General features: G+C 39.4%; 22 protein-coding genes. 3 read left to right on the top strand and 19 right to left on the bottom strand.

Annotated features, from left to right (window positions below; translation table 11 throughout):
- Positions 1 to 381: 381 nt before the first annotated feature.
- From nth to IGJ14_RS06150, 9 genes are all read right to left on the bottom strand, one after another.
- The gene (gene nth / locus IGJ14_RS06190) at positions 382 to 1047 is read right to left on the bottom strand and encodes an endonuclease III (protein ID WP_019724458.1); all 666 of its coding nucleotides are present in this window, start codon (positions 1045 to 1047) and stop codon (positions 382 to 384) included.
- A 1-nt stretch (position 1048) separates the two neighbouring features.
- Positions 1049 to 1753, bottom strand: coding sequence for a DnaD domain-containing protein (locus tag IGJ14_RS06185; RefSeq protein ID WP_010735563.1), 705 nt, complete (start codon positions 1751 to 1753; stop codon positions 1049 to 1051).
- Between the two features lie 237 nt (positions 1754 to 1990).
- On the bottom strand, positions 1991 to 2281 hold the full coding sequence (locus IGJ14_RS06180; protein WP_023519579.1) for a DUF5960 family protein: 291 nt from the start codon (positions 2279 to 2281) through the stop codon (positions 1991 to 1993).
- A gap of 261 nt (positions 2282 to 2542) precedes the next feature.
- The gene (locus tag IGJ14_RS06175) at positions 2543 to 3895 is read right to left on the bottom strand and encodes an NADH oxidase (RefSeq protein ID WP_010735565.1); all 1353 of its coding nucleotides are present in this window, start codon (positions 3893 to 3895) and stop codon (positions 2543 to 2545) included.
- Positions 3896 to 4267: 372 nt separating this feature from the next.
- Positions 4268 to 4693 carry a Fur family transcriptional regulator gene (locus tag IGJ14_RS06170; protein ID WP_019724202.1) on the bottom strand — a complete coding sequence of 142 codons (426 nt, stop codon included), beginning with the start codon at positions 4691 to 4693 and terminating at the stop codon, positions 4268 to 4270.
- Positions 4694 to 4875: 182 nt separating this feature from the next.
- Entirely contained in the window at positions 4876 to 5802 is a 927-nt protein-coding gene (gene cysK, locus IGJ14_RS06165) for a cysteine synthase A (RefSeq protein WP_010735567.1), read from the bottom strand.
- 133 nt (positions 5803 to 5935) lie between these two features.
- Complete coding sequence (locus IGJ14_RS06160) at positions 5936 to 6805, bottom strand: glucosaminidase domain-containing protein (RefSeq protein ID WP_019724201.1); 870 nt, start codon at positions 6803 to 6805, stop codon at positions 5936 to 5938.
- Between the two features lie 258 nt (positions 6806 to 7063).
- Entirely contained in the window at positions 7064 to 9058 is a 1995-nt protein-coding gene (gene tkt, locus IGJ14_RS06155) for a transketolase (protein WP_108144620.1), read from the bottom strand.
- Between the two features lie 98 nt (positions 9059 to 9156).
- Positions 9157 to 9408, bottom strand: coding sequence for a DUF896 family protein (locus IGJ14_RS06150; protein ID WP_010735570.1), 252 nt, complete (start codon positions 9406 to 9408; stop codon positions 9157 to 9159).
- Between the two features lie 151 nt (positions 9409 to 9559).
- On the opposite strand from IGJ14_RS06150, the gene lexA reads away from it, so the two are divergent.
- Positions 9560 to 10183 (top strand): transcriptional repressor LexA, encoded by a 624-nt coding sequence (gene lexA, locus IGJ14_RS06145; protein ID WP_010735571.1) that lies wholly within the window; start codon positions 9560 to 9562, stop codon positions 10181 to 10183.
- 177 nt (positions 10184 to 10360) lie between these two features.
- Complete coding sequence (locus tag IGJ14_RS06140; protein WP_023519576.1) at positions 10361 to 10579, top strand: hypothetical protein; 219 nt, start codon at positions 10361 to 10363, stop codon at positions 10577 to 10579.
- A gap of 205 nt (positions 10580 to 10784) precedes the next feature.
- Here the strand turns inward: IGJ14_RS06140 and IGJ14_RS06135 are convergent, their stop codons facing one another.
- The 9 genes from IGJ14_RS06135 to IGJ14_RS06095 form a co-directional block, all read right to left on the bottom strand.
- Complete coding sequence (locus tag IGJ14_RS06135) at positions 10785 to 11297, bottom strand: adenine phosphoribosyltransferase (RefSeq protein WP_010735573.1); 513 nt, start codon at positions 11295 to 11297, stop codon at positions 10785 to 10787.
- A 14-nt stretch (positions 11298 to 11311) separates the two neighbouring features.
- A complete protein-coding gene (recJ, locus tag IGJ14_RS06130; protein ID WP_195274480.1) occupies positions 11312 to 13609 on the bottom strand; it encodes a single-stranded-DNA-specific exonuclease RecJ in 2298 nt (765 codons plus the stop codon).
- A gap of 234 nt (positions 13610 to 13843) precedes the next feature.
- Positions 13844 to 14278 carry a LapA family protein gene (locus tag IGJ14_RS06125; RefSeq protein WP_023519574.1) on the bottom strand — a complete coding sequence of 145 codons (435 nt, stop codon included), beginning with the start codon at positions 14276 to 14278 and terminating at the stop codon, positions 13844 to 13846.
- A gap of 9 nt (positions 14279 to 14287) precedes the next feature.
- Positions 14288 to 15076, bottom strand: a complete 789-nt coding sequence (locus tag IGJ14_RS06120; RefSeq protein ID WP_029594283.1) for an SDR family NAD(P)-dependent oxidoreductase — start codon at positions 15074 to 15076, stop codon at positions 14288 to 14290.
- The gene (gene rnz / locus IGJ14_RS06115; RefSeq protein ID WP_065095905.1) at positions 15073 to 16014 is read right to left on the bottom strand and encodes a ribonuclease Z; all 942 of its coding nucleotides are present in this window, start codon (positions 16012 to 16014) and stop codon (positions 15073 to 15075) included. The genes IGJ14_RS06120 and rnz overlap by 4 nt, the downstream gene beginning before the upstream one ends.
- Before the next feature lie 151 nt (positions 16015 to 16165).
- Positions 16166 to 16753 carry a hypothetical protein gene (locus IGJ14_RS06110; protein WP_023519572.1) on the bottom strand — a complete coding sequence of 196 codons (588 nt, stop codon included), beginning with the start codon at positions 16751 to 16753 and terminating at the stop codon, positions 16166 to 16168.
- Positions 16754 to 17017: 264 nt separating this feature from the next.
- Positions 17018 to 18331: a GTPase ObgE gene (gene obgE, locus IGJ14_RS06105; protein WP_104776808.1), complete on the bottom strand. Its 1314-nt coding sequence runs from the start codon at positions 18329 to 18331 to the stop codon at positions 17018 to 17020.
- A gap of 251 nt (positions 18332 to 18582) precedes the next feature.
- Positions 18583 to 19515, bottom strand: coding sequence for an alpha/beta hydrolase (locus tag IGJ14_RS06100; protein ID WP_034689256.1), 933 nt, complete (start codon positions 19513 to 19515; stop codon positions 18583 to 18585).
- A gap of 157 nt (positions 19516 to 19672) precedes the next feature.
- Positions 19673 to 20764 (bottom strand): DUF871 domain-containing protein, encoded by a 1092-nt coding sequence (locus IGJ14_RS06095; RefSeq protein ID WP_108144624.1) that lies wholly within the window; start codon positions 20762 to 20764, stop codon positions 19673 to 19675.
- A 186-nt stretch (positions 20765 to 20950) separates the two neighbouring features.
- Between IGJ14_RS06095 and IGJ14_RS06090 the strand changes: the two genes are divergently transcribed.
- Positions 20951 to 21703 (top strand): peptidylprolyl isomerase, encoded by a 753-nt coding sequence (locus tag IGJ14_RS06090; protein ID WP_065095902.1) that lies wholly within the window; start codon positions 20951 to 20953, stop codon positions 21701 to 21703.
- A gap of 465 nt (positions 21704 to 22168) precedes the next feature.
- Here IGJ14_RS06090 and fabZ read toward each other — a convergent pair whose 3' ends face one another.
- Positions 22169 to 22609, bottom strand: coding sequence for a 3-hydroxyacyl-ACP dehydratase FabZ (fabZ, locus tag IGJ14_RS06085; RefSeq protein ID WP_071867813.1), 441 nt, complete (start codon positions 22607 to 22609; stop codon positions 22169 to 22171).
- Positions 22610 to 22742: the final 133 nt, after the last annotated feature.

The raw sequence follows: 22742 nt of genomic DNA, 5'->3' as shown, positions 1-22742 counted from the left end.
GTGTTATAATTGCCTAATTCTAACATGCATATTTTATAAAAACATCATAATAAAATAACTGATTTATTTTATTATTCTAATAATGTTTTATTATTTATTTCGTCTAAATAATTTTCGTTTGTATCATTCAGAAAATTTTCTTGTAATGTTATAAACAATCATTTATTCTTTTTCTCTTATGCATCTTTCTCAATATTTGTTTCTTTACAAAAAAAGGTGGGATTTTCCTCCGCTCACATATTCGAAAATCGAATAAATGGCGGGAATAAAAGTAACTAATTCAGAAATAAGGCACCATCCACAAAAAAATTGGACGAACAATTTTCGTGGATGGTGCCTTATTGATCGAGGCTAAACACTTCTGTCATGACCTCTTCTTTCTTATTTTAAGTTTTTGTTTGCAGGATTTTTCATTCGCATTTTGCCATCCTGGCACATATCCAGTAAAGGACATACTTCACAGCGGGGACTTCTAGCAGTACAGTGATACCGTCCAAAGAAAATCAATGTATGATGCGTTTTTACCCATAAATTTTCCGGCACCTTTTTCATCAATGTTTGTTCAACTTCTTGTACTGACGCGTCCAATTTACAGATCCTTAGTCGTTTCGTCACACGTTCTACGTGAGTATCAACTGCTATAGCTGGCACCCCAAATGCATCCCCAAGCACCACATTTGCTGTTTTTCTACCCACACCAGGTAATGAGACCAACTCTTCTCTTGTCTGAGGGACCTGTCCTCCAAAATGATCAATCAGCTGTTGCGCACATGCTTTGATGTTTTTCGCTTTATTCCGATACAATCCAATTGTTTTGATTTTAGGAATGATCTCTTCTAGTGGGGCTTTAGCTAACGCCTCAGGAGTTGGAAAAGCCTGAAATAGAGCAGGTGTCGCCTTATTGACCGAAACGTCTGTTGCTTGTGCGCTTAAAATGACGGCAATCAATAATTCATAAGGATTCTTATGTTGTAATTCTCCATGCGCTTCTGGAAACATCTCATACATTTTCTCAAAAGCTTCCATTGTACGTTGTTTACCTAACATATTACTCCCATTCTTCCAGCCAATTCTTTAATGATACTTTTGGCAGCTCTTCTTGTTGTGCTGGCTGATCGATTTCTTTTTGAAGCAGTTGCTGCTTTCTGCGTTTTTGATCTTCTTCTACTTGCTGTTTGGTTTTTAAATTTTTCCGTTCCCAAGATAATAAGATACGGTCGATATAATTGAAACTATACGCTTGGTTCAATACAGCCTCCCGTAAAGCTAGTTTCAAAATCTCCGGATGATAATGGTCCTCTTCCAACCACTGTCCGATCCGTTGGAATTCAATAGAGGATAAGGGCCGTCCAAACTCTTGTTCAAATAATTGATAGACTGAACGTGTCGTTTTTTCTTGGACTTCTTCTTCTTGCTTTAGAGAGTCTTTTTCTAATAATCTTTCTAAATGCACATACGTTGGTGTCAAATCATAGCGATCCGCTTTACGTCCATCAATAAGTGTAGTTTCGATCGCTATGAAATGACCACTGACCAATCGATTCAAAATTTGAAAAACTTTTTCTTGCTTGACGCCCATATTCTGGGAAATATTCATCAGATCCGGGAATGAATCTCCTTCTGATTGTGCCATATGCAACTGTAATATAAATAAAAATTCATCTGCTTGTAAGCCGATACGATGATAATTTTTAAGCAAAAGATTGGAAACGATCGTTTGACCAGCTTTTAAATAGTTTTCTAAATTCAACATTATTATCCCTCTCTTTAAAATTAGTATACGTAAAAACAAGAATTGAAGCAAGAAAGGATTATTTGAATTTTTTTAAAATGTTTTAGTGGTTTTTATATTTAGTTTTCACTTTTCGGAATATATGTATGCTAGAAAAAAAGGCTGCTTGTATTAGTATATGCTCTCCTCTATGAAAAGGTCTCATATCTAATCTACAAGCAGCTTAGAAAATGACGCTCACGCTCGATAGAACGTTTATTATTGTACTTCGTCATCCGTTCGTAGCTCGTATGGTTGTCCTTCATACGTATACTCTGTATTCAATGTTCCATCATTTTCATCGGTATAGATCCGTCGACTAAACGGGAATTGATGGTCCTCCCCATCTGTTGTCTCATCTCCAGATAAAACGAATTCTTCTGCTTGAGTTTCATTTAATTGATTGATCACTTCTTCTGCTAATGAATCGATATCGATCGTTTCATTCCCTGTCACTTTTTTGTAATCTTCAATAAAATTATCCTGTTGTACAAAATATTCTTTTTCCATAATGATCCTCCTCTAGTCCAACTCACTACATCTGCTTTGTTGGAAATTAATTATATCTATTATTTTGACAAAAAAAACAAAGGAAAACAACTAATTGCAACTGGTGAAGTCTGCAACAAACCATTCCTGTCTCGTGAGAAATAAAACAAAAAGTGTCAATAAAAAATTTTGACCTTTAAATAGCCAGTTGAGTTCCAAAAAAAAAGAACCATCTGGAAACAATATTGCTTCCAGATGGCTTGTCTATGACGCTTTGACCAATTATTGAGCTGTCTCGATTTCTCCTAGAGCTGCTTGTGCAAGAAGATTCAAGTAGTTCCAAGGACGGTCAAAATGAGGTTGGAAGAAGAAGTCAGAAAGAGCTAAGTCTTCAACAGTCATTTTATTTTGAACCGCTAATGACATCGTATTAGCAGATTGAGTGATGTCGTATTTAGACATGAATTGTGCGCCTACGATACGATTTGTTCCTTTTTCATATACTAATTCCATCATGACTTTTTCAGTCGTTGGCATGAATTCTGGACGATAGTTATCTTCAAATAGTGTTGCTTGGACATCCAAGTTATTCATTGGGGCACTTTCTGTTGTTACACCTGTTGAACCGATCGTCCAACCGAATAAGTACAAACCAGAAGTTCCTTGTGTTCCACGATAAGCCATTTTTTGCTCTGTTAAATTGTTTCCTACTAACAATCCTTGACGGACCGCATTTGTTGCTAAAGGAATGTAGTTTTGCGTACCACTTGGGTTATAATTGACAACTGCTGAATCGCCCGCTGCAAAAATATCTGGATTGCTTGTTTGCATGTACTCATTTACTTTGATTGCGCCGTTTGGCAATGTTTCTACTTTACCTTCTACTAATTTTGTATTTGGTCTGAAACCAACACATAAAATAACCATATCCGCATCAAATGTTTGGCTAGCTGTAGTTACTTGTTTTACTTTACCATTCTCATCTGGAATGAACTCAGAAACGTTTTCACCTAAAGCTAAAGTAACGCCACGATCGACCAATTCTTTTTCTAACACATCCGTAAATGGTTTATCAAGATATTTATTCAAGATACGATCTAAACCATCGATCAATGTCACTTCTTTGCCAGACTCGACAAACGCTTCGACTAATTCGATCCCAATATAACCACCACCAACGATCACTACTTTCTTCGCTTCTTCTGCTTTAGCAATGATTTCGTTTGCTTGGTTATAGTTTTTACATAAAAGAATATTTTCAGATTCGATCCCTTTGATTGGCGGGATGATTGGCCATGAACCAGTAGTCATTACTAATTTGTCATAAGAAACTGTTTCAGTTTCGCCAGTTTTTAAATCTTTCGCTGTGACTTGTTTGTTTTCTGTGTCAACATCAGTGACATCATGTTCCATTTTCACTTTCGCACCTAACGAAGCTAACTCTTCAGGGTTTGAATAGAACAAGCCTGCTGGGTCTTTCACGACGCCTCCAACATACAATGCGATCCCACAAGATAAAAATGAAACATTGTCGTTACGTTCATAAACTGTAACATCTGCTTCTGGGTTGTTTTTTAAGATGCTTTTTACTGCTGCTGTTCCTGCATGGGTACAGCCGATTACTACTACTTTCATGTGTGTCCCTCCGATAAACGATTTGTCCTTTGACAATTTTTACTATAGCAAAATTAAAACGTATCCAACAGTTTTATGCTTGTGAATTCACAAGTGCTTACTTATCATATTTTGCGCATTTTCGATTTAAAACGCTGATAAATAAACGTTCTTTTTGTGATGTTTTAAACTAACACCTCTGTGATTGTGAATGAATACGAAATCGCATAAAAAATCGCATAAATATTTTCACCTTTTTAAAACTGTTAGTGTGTTTTCTTCTTAATTTCACAGGAGTAGGTATCCCATGTTTTTCTACACGTCACAAATGAAAGACAAAAAAACATCAACAAAGTCATTTGACCTTATCGATGTTTCAGATGTTCGCACGATTTATTTTTTGCAATTCGGACATAGCCCATATAATTCTAAACGATGATCATGGATTTCAAAATCAGTTAAGCGCCCCGCCGCCATTTCAATATCTTCTAGACCTGGATAATGAAAATCGACGATCGTCTCGCAATTTTGGCAAATCACATGATAATGTCTTTGTGAACTAAAATCAAATCGGCTTGATGCATCACCATATTTCATTTCTTGAACAAAGCCGATCGATGTGAACAATCGTAAATTATTGTAAACTGTAGCAACACTCATATTAGGAAAGCGATGCTCAAGCGCCTTGTAGATTTCATCTGCAGTTGGATGCGAACGATGCTCAATCAGATACTCTAAAACTGCGTATCTTTGCGGCGTAATCCGAATATTTTCTTTTTTCAGCTGCTCGATCGCCGCTTCTACTTTTTTATTTTCCATATAAACAAAACCCCACCTTATTGTTCTTTTATTATCATACTATTTTTATTTTTTTAAATCTACATATTATGGAAAGAAAAAGAAAAGAATTTTATAATTTTGCCTATTTTATGCAAAAAAAGTGTAAAATAACGGATGTTTCACCATTATTTCACACTTTTTATTCAGATTTTCACGTAGACTTACATATCCTGATACAATGGAGTAGACAAATAACGTTCTCCGTTATCAGGAATAATCGCAAGAACTTTTTTTCCAGCACCTAGTTCTTTAGCTACATTAAGTGCAGCTTCAACTGCGGCTCCTCCTGAAACACCCACTAAGATCCCTTCTTCTTGCCCCATACGGCGAGCTGTGATCATTGCTTGCTCACTAGATACTGATAAGACTTGATCATATACATTCGTATCTAACGTATCCGGGACAAACCCTGTTCCGATGCCTTGGATTTTGTGTGGACCAGGTTCTTTTCCTTCTAAAACGGCAGATTCGGCTGGTTCAACCCCAACGATCTTAAGCGCTGGATTGATCCGTTTTAATTCGTGTCCCGCACCGGTGATCGTTCCACCAGTACCGATTCCTGCAACAAACGCATCCAACCCATTCACACCAAACGCCGCTTGGATTTCTGGACCAGTCGTTTTTTCATGAACTAATGGATTAGCTGGGTTTTCAAATTGCAGAGGCAAGAAATACCCATTTTCTTCAGCCAGACGTTTTGCTTCTTTGATTGAACCACTGATGCCTTCTGTTCCTGGAGTCAAAATTAGTTCTGCTCCGTAGCCCTTCATCAATAAGCGACGCTCGATACTCATCGTTTCAGGCATGACAAGTTTCACATGATATCCTTTGGCTACACCGACCATCGCTAAACCAATACCAGTGTTCCCTGAAGTTGGTTCAATGATTGTATCACCCGGTTTCAATATTCCATCATGTTCTGCTTTTTCAATCATATTTAAGGCAATACGGTCTTTCACGCTTCCACCTGGATTGAAGAATTCCAATTTAACAAAAACATCCGCAGCTCCTTCTGGAACCATCTTATTTAATCGAACGATAGGTGTTTTACCGATCAATTCTGTGATCGACTGATAAATCTGTGTCATGTTTTTTCCCCCTTCATTTGCTTCTCTATTAATCATAATACAAAAGAGGTACTTCTGCGAGTGATTCTTACTGGAGAAGCAAAAAATAGAGGCATATCCAATGATATGCCTCTATTTTTAAGTTGATATAAAGTTAGACATTGATTTCTTGTCCAACCAATAATGAATAATTTGACATCGTCATGCCATTTTTTGCCATCAGATCATCGACGGACATACCAAATTTTTGAGCAATATCCCAAAGTGTATCTCCAGAGACGACAGTATAAGTTTGGTTACTACTTGTCGTAGTCGTTGTAGAGGTTGTCGTACTTGTCGTTGTGGTACTTGTCGTACTAGTTGTTGTTGAACCAGTTGATGGTGTATCAAAGCGAGTCAGATTATATGTGCTGATCAATTCATTTAATTTGTATGCGTAATTAGGATCTGTTGCATAACGTCCAGTTAAATAAGCTGTTGCATCATAATAGCTGGTTGTATTACTTTTCCATACACCTGAATAATGATAATCGCCTGTCGAAAAACTAGTAGAACGTAAAACATTCGCATGATCTTGGAATGATTCCCAATAAGATGAATAGCGACGGAAAGGTTCGTTCATCGTTACCCATTGACCATTCAAATATTCTTGCGTATTCATATATACCACAGATTGACCTGCGCTACCTTTGACTCCAAATAAGTTGTAATATGGTGCACTTGATAATCCAGATGTACCATACGCACTTTCAAGTAATGCTTGTGCAATCATGACAGATGCATATAAGTCATTGCTTGCTGCAACTTCAGAAGCAGCCCATCCGATTTGATTGATAAATGCTTGCGGATCGGCAGAAGATGCGACATCTAACTCATCCGCACGTACAGTTTGTGGTGTTGCTGTGACCAACATTGGCCCAACTAATAGGCTTGTCCCCACTAAAGGTGCAATGGCTTTTTTATTGATGGTCATTTTCCTTTTGGGCCTATGGTGTCGAGCGCTACGGGTTCTCAGCTCTTGCATTCAAATTCCTCCTCAAATGAAACAGTAAATAAAACTTCCTCTTAAACGAAACTTAATCATTTAAATTATACGTTTTATTTTATTGAAACTCAAACGAATCTTCAATTATTTACTTTTTGTAATCTTCACGTAATCAAAAAGTAACACAAAAGTAACGACAATTATCCCTTTTTACTAATTTGTACCTAAAAAAAATAGAAAATTGGAGGCTTGGAAAAAATCTCCAAGCACTCCAATCGAACTGCTTTCAGTATTTGTCTATAATTGATTGAAGACGTTGACTACATTATCTACTGTAAAACCAAATTCTTCAAGTATTTTGTTTCCAGGAGCAGAAGCACCAAAGTGATCGATCGTGATCGTTTGACCTTCGATTCCTACATAACGTTCCCATCCAAATGAAGCAGCCGCTTCAATCGCAACACGCTTCGTCACTGCTTTTGGCAAGACACTTTCTTGATATTCTGCAGATTGTTGTTCAAACAAATCAAAACTTGGCATTGAAACCACTGAGACATCTTTCCCTTGTTCCGCCAATACTTTTTGCGCTTTGACCGCTAGATCCACTTCTGAACCTGTCGCGATCAAGATTCCTTCTGGTTGTTCCCCTTTAGCTGGAGACAAGACGTAGGCACCTTTTTTAACCATATCATCCGCCACTTCTTTTGTTGTTGGAAGAACTGGTAGATTTTGACGACTCAAGACTAAGATCGTTGGTGTATCTGTCGATTCCATCGCAACTTTCCACGCCGCACGAGTTTCGTTCCCGTCCGCCGGACGTAAGACATGGACACCTGGCATACTTCTAACCGAAGCCAATTGTTCCACTGGCTCATGCGTCGGGCCATCTTCTCCAACTGCCACAGAGTCATGGGTCAAGACGAAAATAACTGGCGTGTTTTGGATCGCTGCTAAACGCACAGCTGGACGCAAGTAATCGACAAAGACAAAGAATGTTCCCCCATAGATCCGGGTACCACCATGCAATTGGATCCCGTTCATCGCTGATGCCATCGCAAACTCACGAACACCAAACCAAATGTTGCGGCCTTCATAGTGTTCAGGCGTGAAATCTTTGTCTGCTGTCACCATCGTATTGTTTGATCCAGATAGATCGGCAGAACCACCCCAGAAGCTTGGGATCGCTTTTGATAATTCTTGGATAACTTCTTTACTTGAGACACGACTCGCTTGGCTTTCACCTTCGTCGTACGTTGGAAGTTCTGCATCCCAATTCTCTGGTAACTTCCCAGCAAAAGCATCTTCGAATTGTTGCGCTAATTCTGGATACGCTGCTTTGTATGCTGCGAACAGCTCACGCCAAGCATTTTCAGCTTTTTCGCCTTCTTCAACCATCGTTTGACGGAAACGTTCCGCCACTTCTTCTGGTACGGTAAAGTCAGGGTATTCCCAACCATAGATCTCTTTGGCTTTTTGAATGCCTTCTAAGCCAAGTGGTGCGCCGTGGACCGCAGAAGTTCCTTGGTTTGGTGCACCAAATCCGATGACCGTTTTCACTTCGATCAATGTCGGTTTGTCGGTTTCGGCTTTCGCTTCTTCAATTGCTTTTGAGATAGCTTCCAAATCATTGCCGTCTTTGACCAAGATATGTTGCCAACCGTAAGCTTCATAGCGTGCGCCAACATTTTCAGTGAAGGCTTTTGAGGTTGGTCCATCTAAAGAAATATCGTTTGAATCGTATAAAACGATTAATTTTCCTAATTTCATATGACCAGCCATCGAACTTGCTTCTTGAGACACACCTTCCATCAGGTCGCCATCGCCACATAACGCATAGGTATAATGATCAACGACGTTGAATTGATCTTTGTTGTAGGTTGCTGCTAGATGCGCTTCTGCCATTGCCATCCCCACAGCCATTGCGATCCCTTGTCCTAACGGACCAGTCGTTGCTTCGACGCCGTCCGTATGGTTGACCTCAGGGTGTCCTGGTGTTTTTGACTCCCATTGACGGAATTGTTTCAAGTCATCAATCGTCACTTGGTACCCTGCTAAGTGCAACAAGCTGTACAACATCGCTGAACCATGTCCCGCAGATAAGACAAAACGGTCACGGTCTGCCCAGTTTTTAGAAGTTTTCGGATTCACTTTCAAGTGTTTCGTCCAAAGGGCATAAGCCATTGGCGCGGCACCCATTGGTAACCCCGGATGTCCTGAATTTGCTTTTTGTACTGCATCGACACTCAATGTACGGATCGTATTCACACCAAGCTGATCAATTTTATCAAACAATGTAACCCCTCCTGTAATTTAGGTTTTTTTTACCTATATTTCTACTTCTAATTTTATAGTATCTCCTCTGAAAAAGCAACGACTTTTAGTTTTTTTTACTAAAACTTGCTATTTCGGTCGTGGAGGCCTTTTTTCTTCTGGATTTCTTTCAATTTATCTGGTGTGACATCATTTCCATCGGGATCAACCACTTTCATCCCTTCAATATGATGTCTCATGCCAGAACGAAAGGCTGTCAGATATGCTTCTCGTAATTCCTTTTGCTCTTTGACTTCAGCTGGTGTCAATCCTTCTGCTTTTTTCTTTTTAGCTAACTGATTGATACGTTCGATTTTTTCAGGCGATAACACAACTATTCCTCCTCGCTTTTGCTTCTCCTACATCTTATATAAAAAACGAAAAAAAAACAACTACATCAATAGTCTTTAATGCGAACATTTGTTTGAAATCATGTATTTTCTATGGTACTATTTAGTTATCAAGTGAAAGAAGGTGTACCTTGTGGCCCGACAAACTGAAACAAGACAAATCGAAGTCTTACGATATATTCACGAACAAGTGACCCAAAAAGGCTATCCACCGACTGTCCGTGAGATCGGAGAAGCTGTTCAGCTTTCTTCCACATCGACAGTCCATGGTCATCTTGCCCGATTAGAGAAAAAAGGCTTTATTCAAAGAGACCCTACGAAACCACGTGCAATCGAATTGACGCAACAAGGATTATCAAAAATTGGGATTCGCCCAACGACGATCCCTGTTCTCGGCGTTGTTACTGCCGGAGAGCCGATACTAGCTGTCGAGGAAGCTTCTGACTTCTTTCCAGTCCCACCAAACCTTTCCTCAGAAGAAGGCAGTCTGTTCATGTTGACGATCCGAGGAGAAAGTATGATCAATGCTGGGATATTGGATGGCGATAATGTCATTGTCCGTAAACAAGAAACTGCACAAAATGGTGATATCGTGATTGCGATGACTGCAGAAGACGAAGCAACTTGCAAACGGTTCTATAAAGAAAGAGATCATTTTCGTTTGCAACCCGAGAATGATTTACTGGAACCGATCATTTTAGATGAGGTGTCGATCTTAGGTCGTGTCGTTGGTCTGTACCGTAGTCATATTTATTGATAAGAAAAGAAAATTCAGTTATTTATTTACGAGCTTGAGATCATGATCTCAAGCTCGTCTTTTCCTCTTTTAGTAGATATCTTTGTTCTTTTTGAACTTCCCTCTTTACAAAACGAACAAAAGTTCGTATAATAATGATACGAACTTTTGTTCGCATTCTATAAAGAGGTGAAAATCATGAAATCAATGAGACGTTTTGGTTTAGTATTGATCGTTTTGTTTTTAGGTATTATTATTGGTAATTTTGGTCTACGTACAGCGCTGTTGGTTTTTGTTCCTTTGTTTACATTGTGGTTTATGTTGTGGGATGAAAAAAAATACCGTCAATCACAACGTCGTCAATCCCATGAAGACTCCTTCTATCACGAAACCTATTACAGCTCCAGGCACTCGTAAAAGTAAATAAGATCGCTTCTATGAAAATTCCGTCCAAGCAAACGATGATCGCTCGTTTGCTTTTTTTTAACGACAAACTGACTACCTACTCCTTGCACATATTTGTTCTATCAATAAATTGAGGCTACTCATCCAACGAAAATCCCCTTCCGCAAACGATTCATCCGTTTGTGGAAGGGGGTTTTCTGTTCAATATTTTATTTGATTAATACTCCATCAAAGTAATCATGTCGTAGCCTTCGATTTTGTCACGACCATGCAAGTCCATCAACTCGATCAAAAAGGCACAACCCACAACAACTCCGCCAAGCTCTTCGATCAATTCGATCGTTGCTTTGATCGTTCCACCTGTTGCTAATAAGTCATCACAGATCAAGACTCTTTGTCCTGGTTGGATTGCATCTTTGTGCAGCGTCAAGGTATCTGTCCCGTATTCAAGTCCGTAAGTCACTTCGATCGTTTCACGAGGTAATTTTCCTTTTTTACGAACAGGAGCAAAGCCCACGCCTAATTCGTAAGCCACTGGACACCCTACGATAAATCCACGTGCTTCTGGTCCAACGACCATATCGATACGTTTTTCTTTCGCATAATCAACGATTTGCTTCGTTGCTTCACGATAAGCATCTCCATCAGCCATCAATGGCGAGATATCTCTAAATATAATTCCTTTGGACGGATAGTCAGGAATACTGGCAATATAATTTTTTAAATCCACTTTATTGTTTCCTCCTAGGTTGTTAACCATTTTTTTATTGTGGGAATGTCACTTAATAGTAAGAATTCCTCTGATTTGATTTTTTTCAATCGCTCCTGATAGCGGTCACTTGCAGTCAATGGATGACTCGCCGGATCTGCGACTTTCTCCAAAACACCATTGTTTATTGTAACAAACTTCAACTCAAAAAACACCTGTATCATAAAAATTAATAATTTTTGTGGAATTTTTAAATAGTTGGCCATTGCACCTAATTTATGTCGGATATCGATCCGTTCTTGCGCATGGATCAATTTGAAGAGTCGAGCATATTGTTCTCTTGTTCCTACACCGTTCAAGTATGCTTCATCAACAGAAATACCTAAAAAGTAAACTCGGCTAAAGGACCCAAATGATAAGATCTCTTTCAAGTCGGTCAAATCGGTTGGACAATCGATCACGACTAATGCGTTTGGGTCATTTTCCTGAATCCATGATTGAATCATTTCTTTATCTGTCCAATGAATGATGTGTTTTTGTATCGACTTATTTAGTTCTTTGATCGATGCTTCATCAAAAGCTAAATAAATCGGATGTTCGATTTCATTTGCTAGCGTTCGGTAACGTTTTGCTCGCCAATCAAACACTTGCAATCCTTCTACTGCAAAGTCGGAAACCATCAGCTGTGGTTTTTTGCGTCCATTCCACTCATTGATCGATAACTGTCCTACAATATCAAGTGAATCATCTACAAATTCGTTTTCTTGTGGGCCAAAACCAAACGCGACAGCATCTAATTGACTATCTTCATCCACTAAAGAAAGCTTCAAGTGCTGTTGGTTCGAACCGATTCGTTTTACATTTTGGACAGCAACCTGTTTGAATAAAAAGTTAGGTACAGGATTATCTGTTCCGAATGGTGCCAGTGATTTCAATGTAGCGATTTGTTCGACCGTCACATCTTTTGGCGAGACGACCTCATCGATCGTCAACGCAGGACCCTTGGACAAGTCGATTTTCTTTTCTTCTATATAGGCATTCATCCGTTCTTGTAATTGGGGGATATTTTCCGCTGGCATCGTTAAACCGACTGCTGCGTGATGGCCACCAAAAAATGTAAACAATTCACGCATCTCATTCAGCATATCGAAAAGATTCAACGCTTCGATACTTCGACCTGATCCTTTTGCAACGGACTGGTCTTTGATGCCAAGCACGATTGTTGGTTTGCCTGTTTGATTCATGATTTTTCCTGCGACGATCCCTAGTACCCCTTCATGCCAACCTGGATGTGCTAATAAATGGATCTGGTTCTCTTCATTGATCATCGCTAATGCTTCTGAGGTGATTTGCTCAACGATTGCTTTACGTTCTTCATTGACCGTTTGTAACTGCTCGGCTAATGTCTGAGCTTGACTTTCGTCGAATGTGGCTAGTAATTCAACCGCTGGATTAGGGTCTCCCATCCGACCGATGGCATTCAAGCGCGGGGCAATCGAAAAACCGATCATCGTTTCATCCGCTTCATTCGCACGTACACTACTTTTCGCAAACAGTGCCTGTAAGCCTACTCGCTCGGTATGACGAATTGCCTCTAAGCCTAACGCCACTAGCGTCCGATTCTCATCAGTCATAGAGACAAGGTCAGCGATTGTGCCAATTGCGACTAAATCTAAAAATTCTGCTGGTGGTTCTTCCAACAAAGCGGTCGCTACTTTAAATGCGACACCGACACCTGCTAATTCTCCAAAAGGATAATTGCCTTGTGGATGGCGGGGATGGATGATTGCATAAGCCGTCGGTAATTCACTAGGCAACTCATGATGATCTGTCACGATCACATCTACTCCCTGCTGTTGTGCATAAGCAATTGCTTCATGCCCAGCTACCCCATTATCGACAGTCACGATCAGTTGGGTACCTGCGGCTATTTTCTCTTGATAAACGGTTAGATTAGGTCCATACCCATGTTCAAATCGATTAGGTAAAAAGACTTCCACTTGGGCACCAAGCAATTCTAACGTTTCTTTCATGACGGTCGCACTGGTGATGCCATCTGCATCATAATCTCCGTAAACTAAGATTTGTTCACCATTGATCACGGCTTCTTGGATACGGCTGATTGCCTTGTCCATATCAAACATCAAATATGGATCATGCAACTTTTGCTCTTTTGGATGTAAAAACCGATGGATACTTTCTTCCTCTCGGTATCCTCTTTGCCATAGCAATTGCCCGATCAGAGGAGACAATCCTTGTTGTTTGATTATTTGGATAAAAGATTCAGAAGGTGTTGTTTCATTGACCTTCCAATCAAAATTTGCTCGTCTCACATACTCACCCCTAACTTAGTCATTATAGCAAACGTCTTCTCTAAAAAAAAGAATTTCAGAAGATTAGATTCTGACATCACTAACTTAAATAAACCAAAGTAGACAAAACAGATTCGTTTGCCTACTTTGGTTGCCTTTTAGAAATTGAGTAATAAATCCTCTATTTGATTTTTGATACAGTGATTTCTACCACTTTATTCTATTTACTTTCAAAAAAACATCAGCTATCCATGATCAATCAAAGTAATTGACGCTTTGCTTTGGTGTTTGAGAAGGTGATTCAGAAGGTGTTTGCATTTGTTCGATCTGTATTTGCTTTGCTTGTAATTCTGCTTGATAGGCCGCTTCAAGTTCCGCACGTTCATTTCGAAATTGTCTTTGTTGTTCTTCTGTCGCCTCTTCGATTTTCTTTTGGATATCTGCTTGGTTCTCTGCTAATTCTTTTGTTAATTGTTTTAATTGTTTCTTTTGTTGCCATAGTGTCGTAAAGGCTGTTAAAAATACAATCAATGCACCAATCAATGCTGAACCAATGATCACTAGAATCAATGGCGCATTAAAAGAAGCAAAGCCAAAGCTTACAGGAACATTTTGATTGTTCAATACAGCGAACACGACAATGACAAGTACAAGTAAAAAACCAACGATCACACTACCTTGCTTTTTCATTTACTTCACCTACTTTTTATTAAAAATTCCACCTGCAAAATAATCCCCAATGGTTGGGAAAAGTGCATAAAATTTAGACGCGATTTCTAACAATACCGGTTGATTGATCTCACGTTTCGGATGTTTCATCGCTCGCACGATCGTTTGCGCCAATTTAGTTGAATCCAAAACTAAGTGACCGACTTTTTCCAAATAGCTACCACTTGGATCAGCCTTATCAAAAAATTCCGTTTCGATTGGTCCGGGATTTACCGTAGTGACCGCGACTCCTAGTGGCTTCAACTCTAAACGTAACGCATTTGAAAAGCCCAAAACAGCAAATTTTGTAGCGGAATAGATCGTAGATTTAGCTGTCGCCATTTTTCCTGCCATGGATGCCACATTGATGATATGTCCTTGGCGTCTTTCTGCCATATCGATCGCAAATTTTTGTGTCAATACCATCATCCCCAAGACATTGACTTCGAACATATCGTAGGCTTTTCCTAAGTCAAAGGATAAGAAATCCTCAAAGATACCAAATCCAGCATTATTGACTAAGATATCAACACGACCGACCTCAGTCATCACCTTGTCGTACAATTCATCTACGCTGTCAGGATTACTAACATCTAGTTGAAACGCGTATGCTGGTTTTCCACTTAGTTCTTGACAAACCGCCTTCACTTCGCCGATTTGTTGGATTCTTCTTGCACATGTGACAACGATTGCTCCTTGTTTTGCTGCTTCATAACAGATTTGTGCACCTAAACCACCAGAGCCACCAGTGACTAAAACGACTTTATTTTCTAAATTCAACTTTTTTCCTCCTCTTGAAACGGAACATCCACAACCTCAAAATCTTTCATGACTTTTGTATTTGGAAAGATTTCTTGTGCTTCTTGTTCAAGTTCTTGTGTTGCTTTTCCTAGATATCTCGCACTGATATGGGTCAGTAATAATCTTTGGACATTTGCTTCTTTTGCCACTTCTGCGGCTTGATGAGTCGTTGAATGGAAATAATTATGGGCCATTCTCGCCTCGTTTTTATTAAACGTACTTTCATGCACCAAGACATCTGCGTTTTTTGCTAATATAACAGAATTGGTCGTTTTTCGAGTATCTCCTAAAATGGTCACGATTCGGCCTTTTTTATCTGGACCGACAAAATCACGTCCATTGATGAGCTGGCCATTGTCTAATTGGACCGTCTCCCCTTTTTTTAGTTTTCCATAGATGGGACCAGCTGGAATATTCAGTTCTTTAAGCTTATCCACTTGTAATTCGCCTTTGTGATCATGCTCAACGATCCGATATCCGTAGCTTTCGATGCCATGGCTTAATTTTTTTGCATACACAGAAAAGTGTGCGTCTTCAAAAATAGCTTGATCTTCTGATAAATCAATAAAAACAAGGGGGTAGCCTAATTTTGTTTGAGAAATCGTCAGCGCATTGCGTACAAATGCTTCCGTTCCTTTAGGGCCATAGATTTCTAATGGTGTTTCGCCCCCCTGAAAAGAGCGACTACTGATTAAACCTGGCAAACCAAAAATATGATCCCCATGGAGATGAGTGATAAATATTTTTTCTATTTTTCTTGGACGGATATTTGTTCGTAGAATCTGCATTTGCGTGCCTTCCCCACAATCAAACAACCAAATCTCATTTCGCTCGTCCAAAAGTTTCAATGCGATACTTGAGACATTTCGATGTTTAGCAGGAACCCCTGCGCCTGTACCTAAAAATTCTAGTTCCATAATTTACCTAACTTTCTATTCATTCTTATTAATTCTAGGGTAAAATCAGCCGACAATCAACTGAAATTCGCAGGATTATTTTTAGAAGACTGTCCCTATAAATGAAAAGAGTGAATAAGTACCACTATTCTTACATCCATTCTTTTTATCGTTATTCAGAAGGCGTAGTATCCTCTGAGCTATCGGTTGGCTTTTTGTGCTTTTCATCCCAATTTTTCTGCGCTGTTTCTTTTGCATGTTTTTCTACCTCAGTTGCATCATGAACGTCTTGTTCTACTTCTTCATAATCCAATCGAGTGATTTCTCCACCTAATTCCATCATCACAAGTTGATTCAATGGTCGGTTGTCCTCTTCTTCTGCGATCAAGATCAGACCGGTTGCGCCTTCACCGATCTTATTACCGACAAAATCAAACACCGTTTGTGCATCTTTGATTTCCTTCGCATCTTGGCTGGCACCGATCATTCCGCCTGCAAACCATCCTAGTAAGATCCCTAATGGGCCACCTAAAACGCCAACTAGCATCCCGATCAGACCACCTTTAGAGGATTTATTATTGCCAGTAAAATCTAAAAAGTCTTCAATTTTGAATTGATGGGCGCCATTAGATTGATGGCTGATGACCGCCATTTGTTCGCCTTTGATCGCTCTCGTCATGTGAAGCTTCTTGATTTCGGAAAATGCTTGGTAAGCTTGACTTTCTAACTCAAAATTCAATATGATCACTCGTTTGCTCATGGAGATCGCCTCTTTCTCATTTTCTTTTAGTGTACCTTGGAATAAACAAAAATAAAAGGGAAAACCTTTAAAAAATAACGCAGTATACAAAAAAAGGAGTATGACATTCGTCAACTCCTAAAATCTGATAAACGTTTTAAAAAAACTACTCCTAAGAGAGTAAGCCAAAACTTGAAAAAATGAACGATTATTTTCTCAAATTTCGCCTTACTACTTGGAGCTGAACGACTACCTAGTCACCTAGATATGTGGTGTACCAAAAAATTATTCGACAAATTCAAACTCAAACTCACCAATGCGGACCAAGTCACCATCTTTTGCACCTCTAGCACGCAAGGCTTCATCGACACCCATCCCACGTAATTGGCGAGCAAAACGCATCACCGTTTCATCGTGGTCAAAGTTAGTCATTTGGAATAACTTCTCGATCTTCTCACCTGACAATACCCATGTCGCATCTGGTTCACGATCGATCGTAAATTCAGGACCTTCTGGATTGAAACCATAGTGCACAGTTTCTTCTTCGATCTCTTCCTCGTATAATGGGAATTCTGGTGTTACTTCTAATAGATCAGCTGTCGCATTCAGTAACGCATCCAGTCCTTTACGAGTCACACCGGAGATTGGGAATACCGGCAGGTCATCGGCAAATTCATCTTCTTTGTTTTTATTTAATTGTTCTTTGAATTTCACTAGATTTTCTTCTGCATCTGGCATATCCATTTTATTTGCTACAATGATCTGTGGACGCTCTAACAAGCGCAGGTTATGAGAAGACAACTCATGGTTGATCGCCAAGTAATCTTCATAAGGATCGCGCCCTTCCATTCCACTCATATCAATGACATGCAAAATGACACGAGTACGCTCGATATGACGCAAAAATTGTGTGCCTAATCCGACGCCTTGTGAAGCTCCTTCGATCAGTCCTGGAAGATCCGCCGCTGCAAAACTACGTCCGTCACTTGTAGTGACCATTCCTAGATTTGGCACAAGGGTAGTAAAATGATACGCACCGATTTTTGGTCTTGCCGAAGAGATCACAGAAAGCAAGGTCGATTTCCCAACCGAAGGAAAACCTACGAGACCTACGTCTGCTAGTACTTTTAATTCTAATTCGATTTTACGTTCTTGGCCGGGTTCGCCGTTTTCAGCAATTTCCGGGGCAGGGTTTCTTGGAGAAGCAAAACGGATATTTCCGCGACCGCCGCGGCCACCTTTTGCTACTACCAATGTCTGACCATCTTCGATCAAATCTCCTAAGAGTGCCCCTGTTTCTGCATCACGTACAGTTGTTCCTTGAGGGACTTTGACATACGTATCATCAGAACCACGTCCATGCATCCCTTTACTCATGCCATTTTCACCGGGCTGAGCCTTAAAGTGACGGTTGAAACGGAAGTCCATCAACGTGCGTAAGCCTTCATCAACGACTAAGATCACATCGCCTCCTTGACCGCCATCACCACCAGCCGGTCCTCCATCAGGTACATATTTTTCTCTACGAAACGCAACCATCCCGTCTCCGCCTTTACCAGCCTTCACGTCGATTGTTACTTGATCTAAAAACATGGACATATTATCGTCCTCCTATTTCCTTTTATCTATTCTAACTATACTGACTACCTGAATTTCCACAATAAACACAAGTCCTGTCTATTTTATCGGTGAATGGCCCGTTTGTCCATCATTAAACTGAAAGTTTCACGGAAATACCTGACTCTTTCTTTATTTTACTGCAAGAACGAATGGAGACAAAATAAAACGTTGTGACCAAAAGTTTCAAGAAAGTTCTTAAAGTTCTTTAAGAAACACTTTGGTCACAACAGTTATTTTACATATTTTTCTAGGAAACTACTTACAGTCTTTTGATAATTCTCAGGATCGATCGAATATGCTTTGGCATGCTCTGCTCCTGGGACGATATATTTTTCTTTTGGTCCGTTCGTCGCTTGGTAGACTTTGTCCAACATTTCATAAGGAACAAAGGTATCCGCATCCCCATGGATAAACAGCATCGGTAATTGGTTTTTTTCTAATTGTTTGATCGCATCAGCTTCCCCAAAGAAATAGCCGGCTCTGATTTTTGTCATCAAACTGGTTACTTGGATCAGTGGGAACGGTGGTAAGCTAAATAATTCATTGAGCTGATAAGCCAATTCTTCGTTAACAGAGGAATAACCGCAATCTTCGATGATCGCTTTAACATTTGTAGGCAGTGATTCTCCGCTAGTCATCATCACCGTCGCTGCCCCCATACTAATACCGTATAGAACGATTTCTTCCGATTGACCGTTTGTTTCAAGCACTTGATCGATCCATTTCACATAATCTTTCCGTTCGTGCCAGCCAAAGCCGATATAATCCCCTTCACTTTTTCCGTGTCCACGCGCATCAGGTACTAATACGTTATAGCCAAGATCATGGAACATCTTTGCGTAATTTGCCATCGTTTCTGCATTGCCCATATATCCATGAGCCACAATCGCCGTCTTATGACTGTCTGTTGCTGGTAGATAAATGGCTGATAGCTTCAACCCATCCGTAGATGTCTGTTGCCACTCTTTACGATTGTCAGGGTTCGCAAACCAAGATTGTGCACTCGATTCTTCATTTGTTTTTGTTGTGCCAGGAGTATCGCCTTCTAAAAAGTCTTTTTCTGAAGGAACAACGGCATAGTTATAAAAATAATTACCCGCAAAGACTAATACGACTGTCACGAGTAATGTCACGCCGATTAAAATTTTGATCCAAAGTTTCATCTTATACCTTCCTTGCTTTTACATTGATATACTATCTAAAATTAGTATAAACAAAGAGGACGTGTGATGCAATCTAGAATAAATAATAATCGTCATTGAAAAGCCCCGTAAAGCTCTGATCGCTTTACGGGGCTTTTCAATATTTATAATTACACAATTATTTGCTTTCGATCAACTTGAAGTTTGACCATGGTTTCAAGAAATCAAGTAAGAATAACTCATCGTCTGAGATACGTCCGACGACGTTCACACGTCCATCATTCTTCATTTCTTTTAAGGCAATTTGTGTTTCGCCTTTATATTGACCATAGCCAACGTTATCGATCAATACATCCCCACGGGTCATATCTTTCGTATTATGCGCTGGGAATGGTTTGTCTTTGTAATAGATACGTGTCATCGTTGAACGCAAGATATACTCTGAGCGATCCCCACGATAACTATGAAGGTTGTCGAATAGACAAATACGTTCGTCTTCTGTGATATCGTCTGCTACATCCACTTTTAATGTAGGATAACTTGCAAAGAAGGCTTCAGACATTGCGCGTAATTCCTCTTCACTCGCATAAGCATTCCCTACAGAGATATCATCGATCAAACCTGTCAACATCAGGTGTTTGACTTGTGTTGCGATCTCAAGATCACGATGGTCTTCTAATGAGCAAAGTCCGTCTTGAGTCGGCCATGGACCAAAGTCAGCAGTTTGTGAATTTACGAAAGCCATCGTATTCAAATTATATTTACGGAATTTCTCCGAACAAGCAACAAAATGTTCATAGCCTAAGCCGGAATAACGATGAGGGTAGAAGTTATGTGAACCTAATAAGTTATCTGTGTTCGGCGAATAGCTCATGATATTGTCAACATAATTCGTACCTGAACTCATGTTGATCTCGATTTTGATATTGTATGGATTACGAGTCATTTTTGCTTCTTCAGCTCCAGTAAATCCAATATCAAGACGAATGCCGTCGGCGCCCATCTCATCAAAGAACGATAGATCATCATATGAGATCTCTAACTGTTCAAATAATGCTGGATTGATATCCACCATGACTTCCATCTCTAATTGATTGGCATAATCGACTACCTTTTTAAAGTCTGCTAAGACTTTTTCTTTATCGTCTGCAATTTGTAATAAACTTGTGAATACACGTTTAAATCCGTATTTATGTGCTAAATCTAAATATTCTTTGTCCTTTTCAAACGTTGAACGTTCAGGATAAATTGAAATTCCTAATTTTCCCATGTGTTGATACCCTCCTGGATGTGCGTTTTTGTATCCACTTACATTATAACAAACCGCTTTCAAATGGTCTACACCTTTTGCTATTTATTAAATAATTTCGCTTATTGTTCGAAAAAGTGTAGGTATTTATCTGATAATTTGCTATCATTAAAGATAACAACGAACAAAAAAAGAAAGGAATTACTTATGAAACACAAAAAATTATTTTTAACTATGAGTATGGCTGCAACGCTATTATTTGCAGCTGGTTGTACGTCGAACGGTTCAGATACCGCCTCTTCAAGTACGAAAGAATCTACAGAAAAAACAACAGAGACTAGCACTGTAGAAAGCATCGATTTAAATTCTTTAGAGTTACCTCAATTGAATACAGAAGTCGCTGATAACGAAGATCTAGTTGAAATGGTCACAACTAAAGGAACAATCAAGATCAAACTATTCCCAGAGCTTGCACCAAAAGCTGTGGAGAACTTTATGACTCATGCTAAAGATGGCTATTACGATGGCGTCACTTTCCATCGTGTCATCCAAGACTTTATGATCCAAGGTGGCGATCCTGAAGGGAACGGAACTGGCGGAGAAAGTATTTGGGGAGAAGGTTTCGAAACGGAGATCTCAAACCAACTGTATAACATCCGCGGCGCCCTTTCAATGGCTCGTACACAAGACCCGAATAGTAATGGTAGCCAATTCTTCATCGTACAAAACTCTGATGATATGCATGATGGTTTATTGAAAGATGATTACCCACAAGCCATTATTGACGCCTACAAAAACGGCGGCTACCCTAGTTTAGATGGTGAATATACGGTCTTTGGTCAAGTCGTTGAAGGAATGGACGTTGTTGATGCTATTGCTGCTGTCGAAACAGATAGCTCAGATAAGCCAACAGAAGATGTGAAGATCGAAAAAATCAACATCTTACAGGAAGCAAAATAAACACACATTTGATCACTTTCTACTGAAACATCAAATGAGGTGGGGACAGAAGTGTTCAGCCTCGAGAAATAAGGCGCCATCCACGAAAATTGTATTTCAAATTTTTGTGGATGGCGCCTTATTTTCGAAGAGGTTACTTTTTTGTTCCCGCCGTTTATTCGGTTATAGGTGGGAGAGGTGAACGAATGTCCCACTCCCTTTTTTTAATTAAAAAAATTTTGATGGCTGAGACTTTACAACTATTTTTTATATTTTCGCTAAAAAATAGTTGTTTTCATTTTTACCTTTAGTAAAACTTAACATTTTCAAAACAGTCTTAGATAGACAAAAAAAGACCATCCAAGAATAGAAAACTATTCAGAAGATGATTCTTTTTTTGTGGAAAGCTGCTTTCCGCTCCCCTATTGCCATATCTATTGATATTTTTAGAACCGCTCTATGGGTTCCTAAAGTTTATTTTTATCTTTATGCTTGCTCATTGACGATAAATGTAAATTCACATTCACACACTTTTGTATCGTCAACAAAAGCTTCAGAAATCGCAGTCCCTACAGGTCCTTTCATTTTGATGATCTCAAAATGACACTTCATCACATCCCCAGGAACGACTTTTTGGCGGAATTTTGCTTTGTTGATCCCACCGATATACGCACGTTTCCCTAGGAACTCTTCTGATTTTAAAATCAAGATCGAACCTGCTTGTGCAAGGGTTTCTAGAATCAACGCTCCTGGCATGACCGGATTGTCAGGGAAATGCCCTTGGAAAAAATCTTCATTGATCGTTACATTTTTTGTTGCAATGATCTTCTTTCCTGAATCGATCGAATCCACGTAATCGATGTAACAAATTGGGTAACGGTTTGGAATAAGATCCATTACTTCCGTTGCTGATAATGCGTATGACATAGTTTACTCCTTCTTTCGGGCAATAGCCGTAATCAATACTTTGATTATCAAAGTATCATATTCTTGATTATTTGGCAATCATTTTTTATTCATCAAAAAAATAGTTTGACAATCAAAGCATTTTACTGAATAA

The sequence above is a fragment of the Enterococcus sp. DIV1304_2 genome (genome assembly GCF_050555445.1).
Taxonomy (GTDB): Bacteria; Bacillota; Bacilli; order Lactobacillales; family Enterococcaceae; genus Enterococcus_B; species Enterococcus_B pernyi.
Note: the sequence above shows the minus strand (reverse complement) of the source record. Positions and strands in the feature narration are given on the sequence as shown.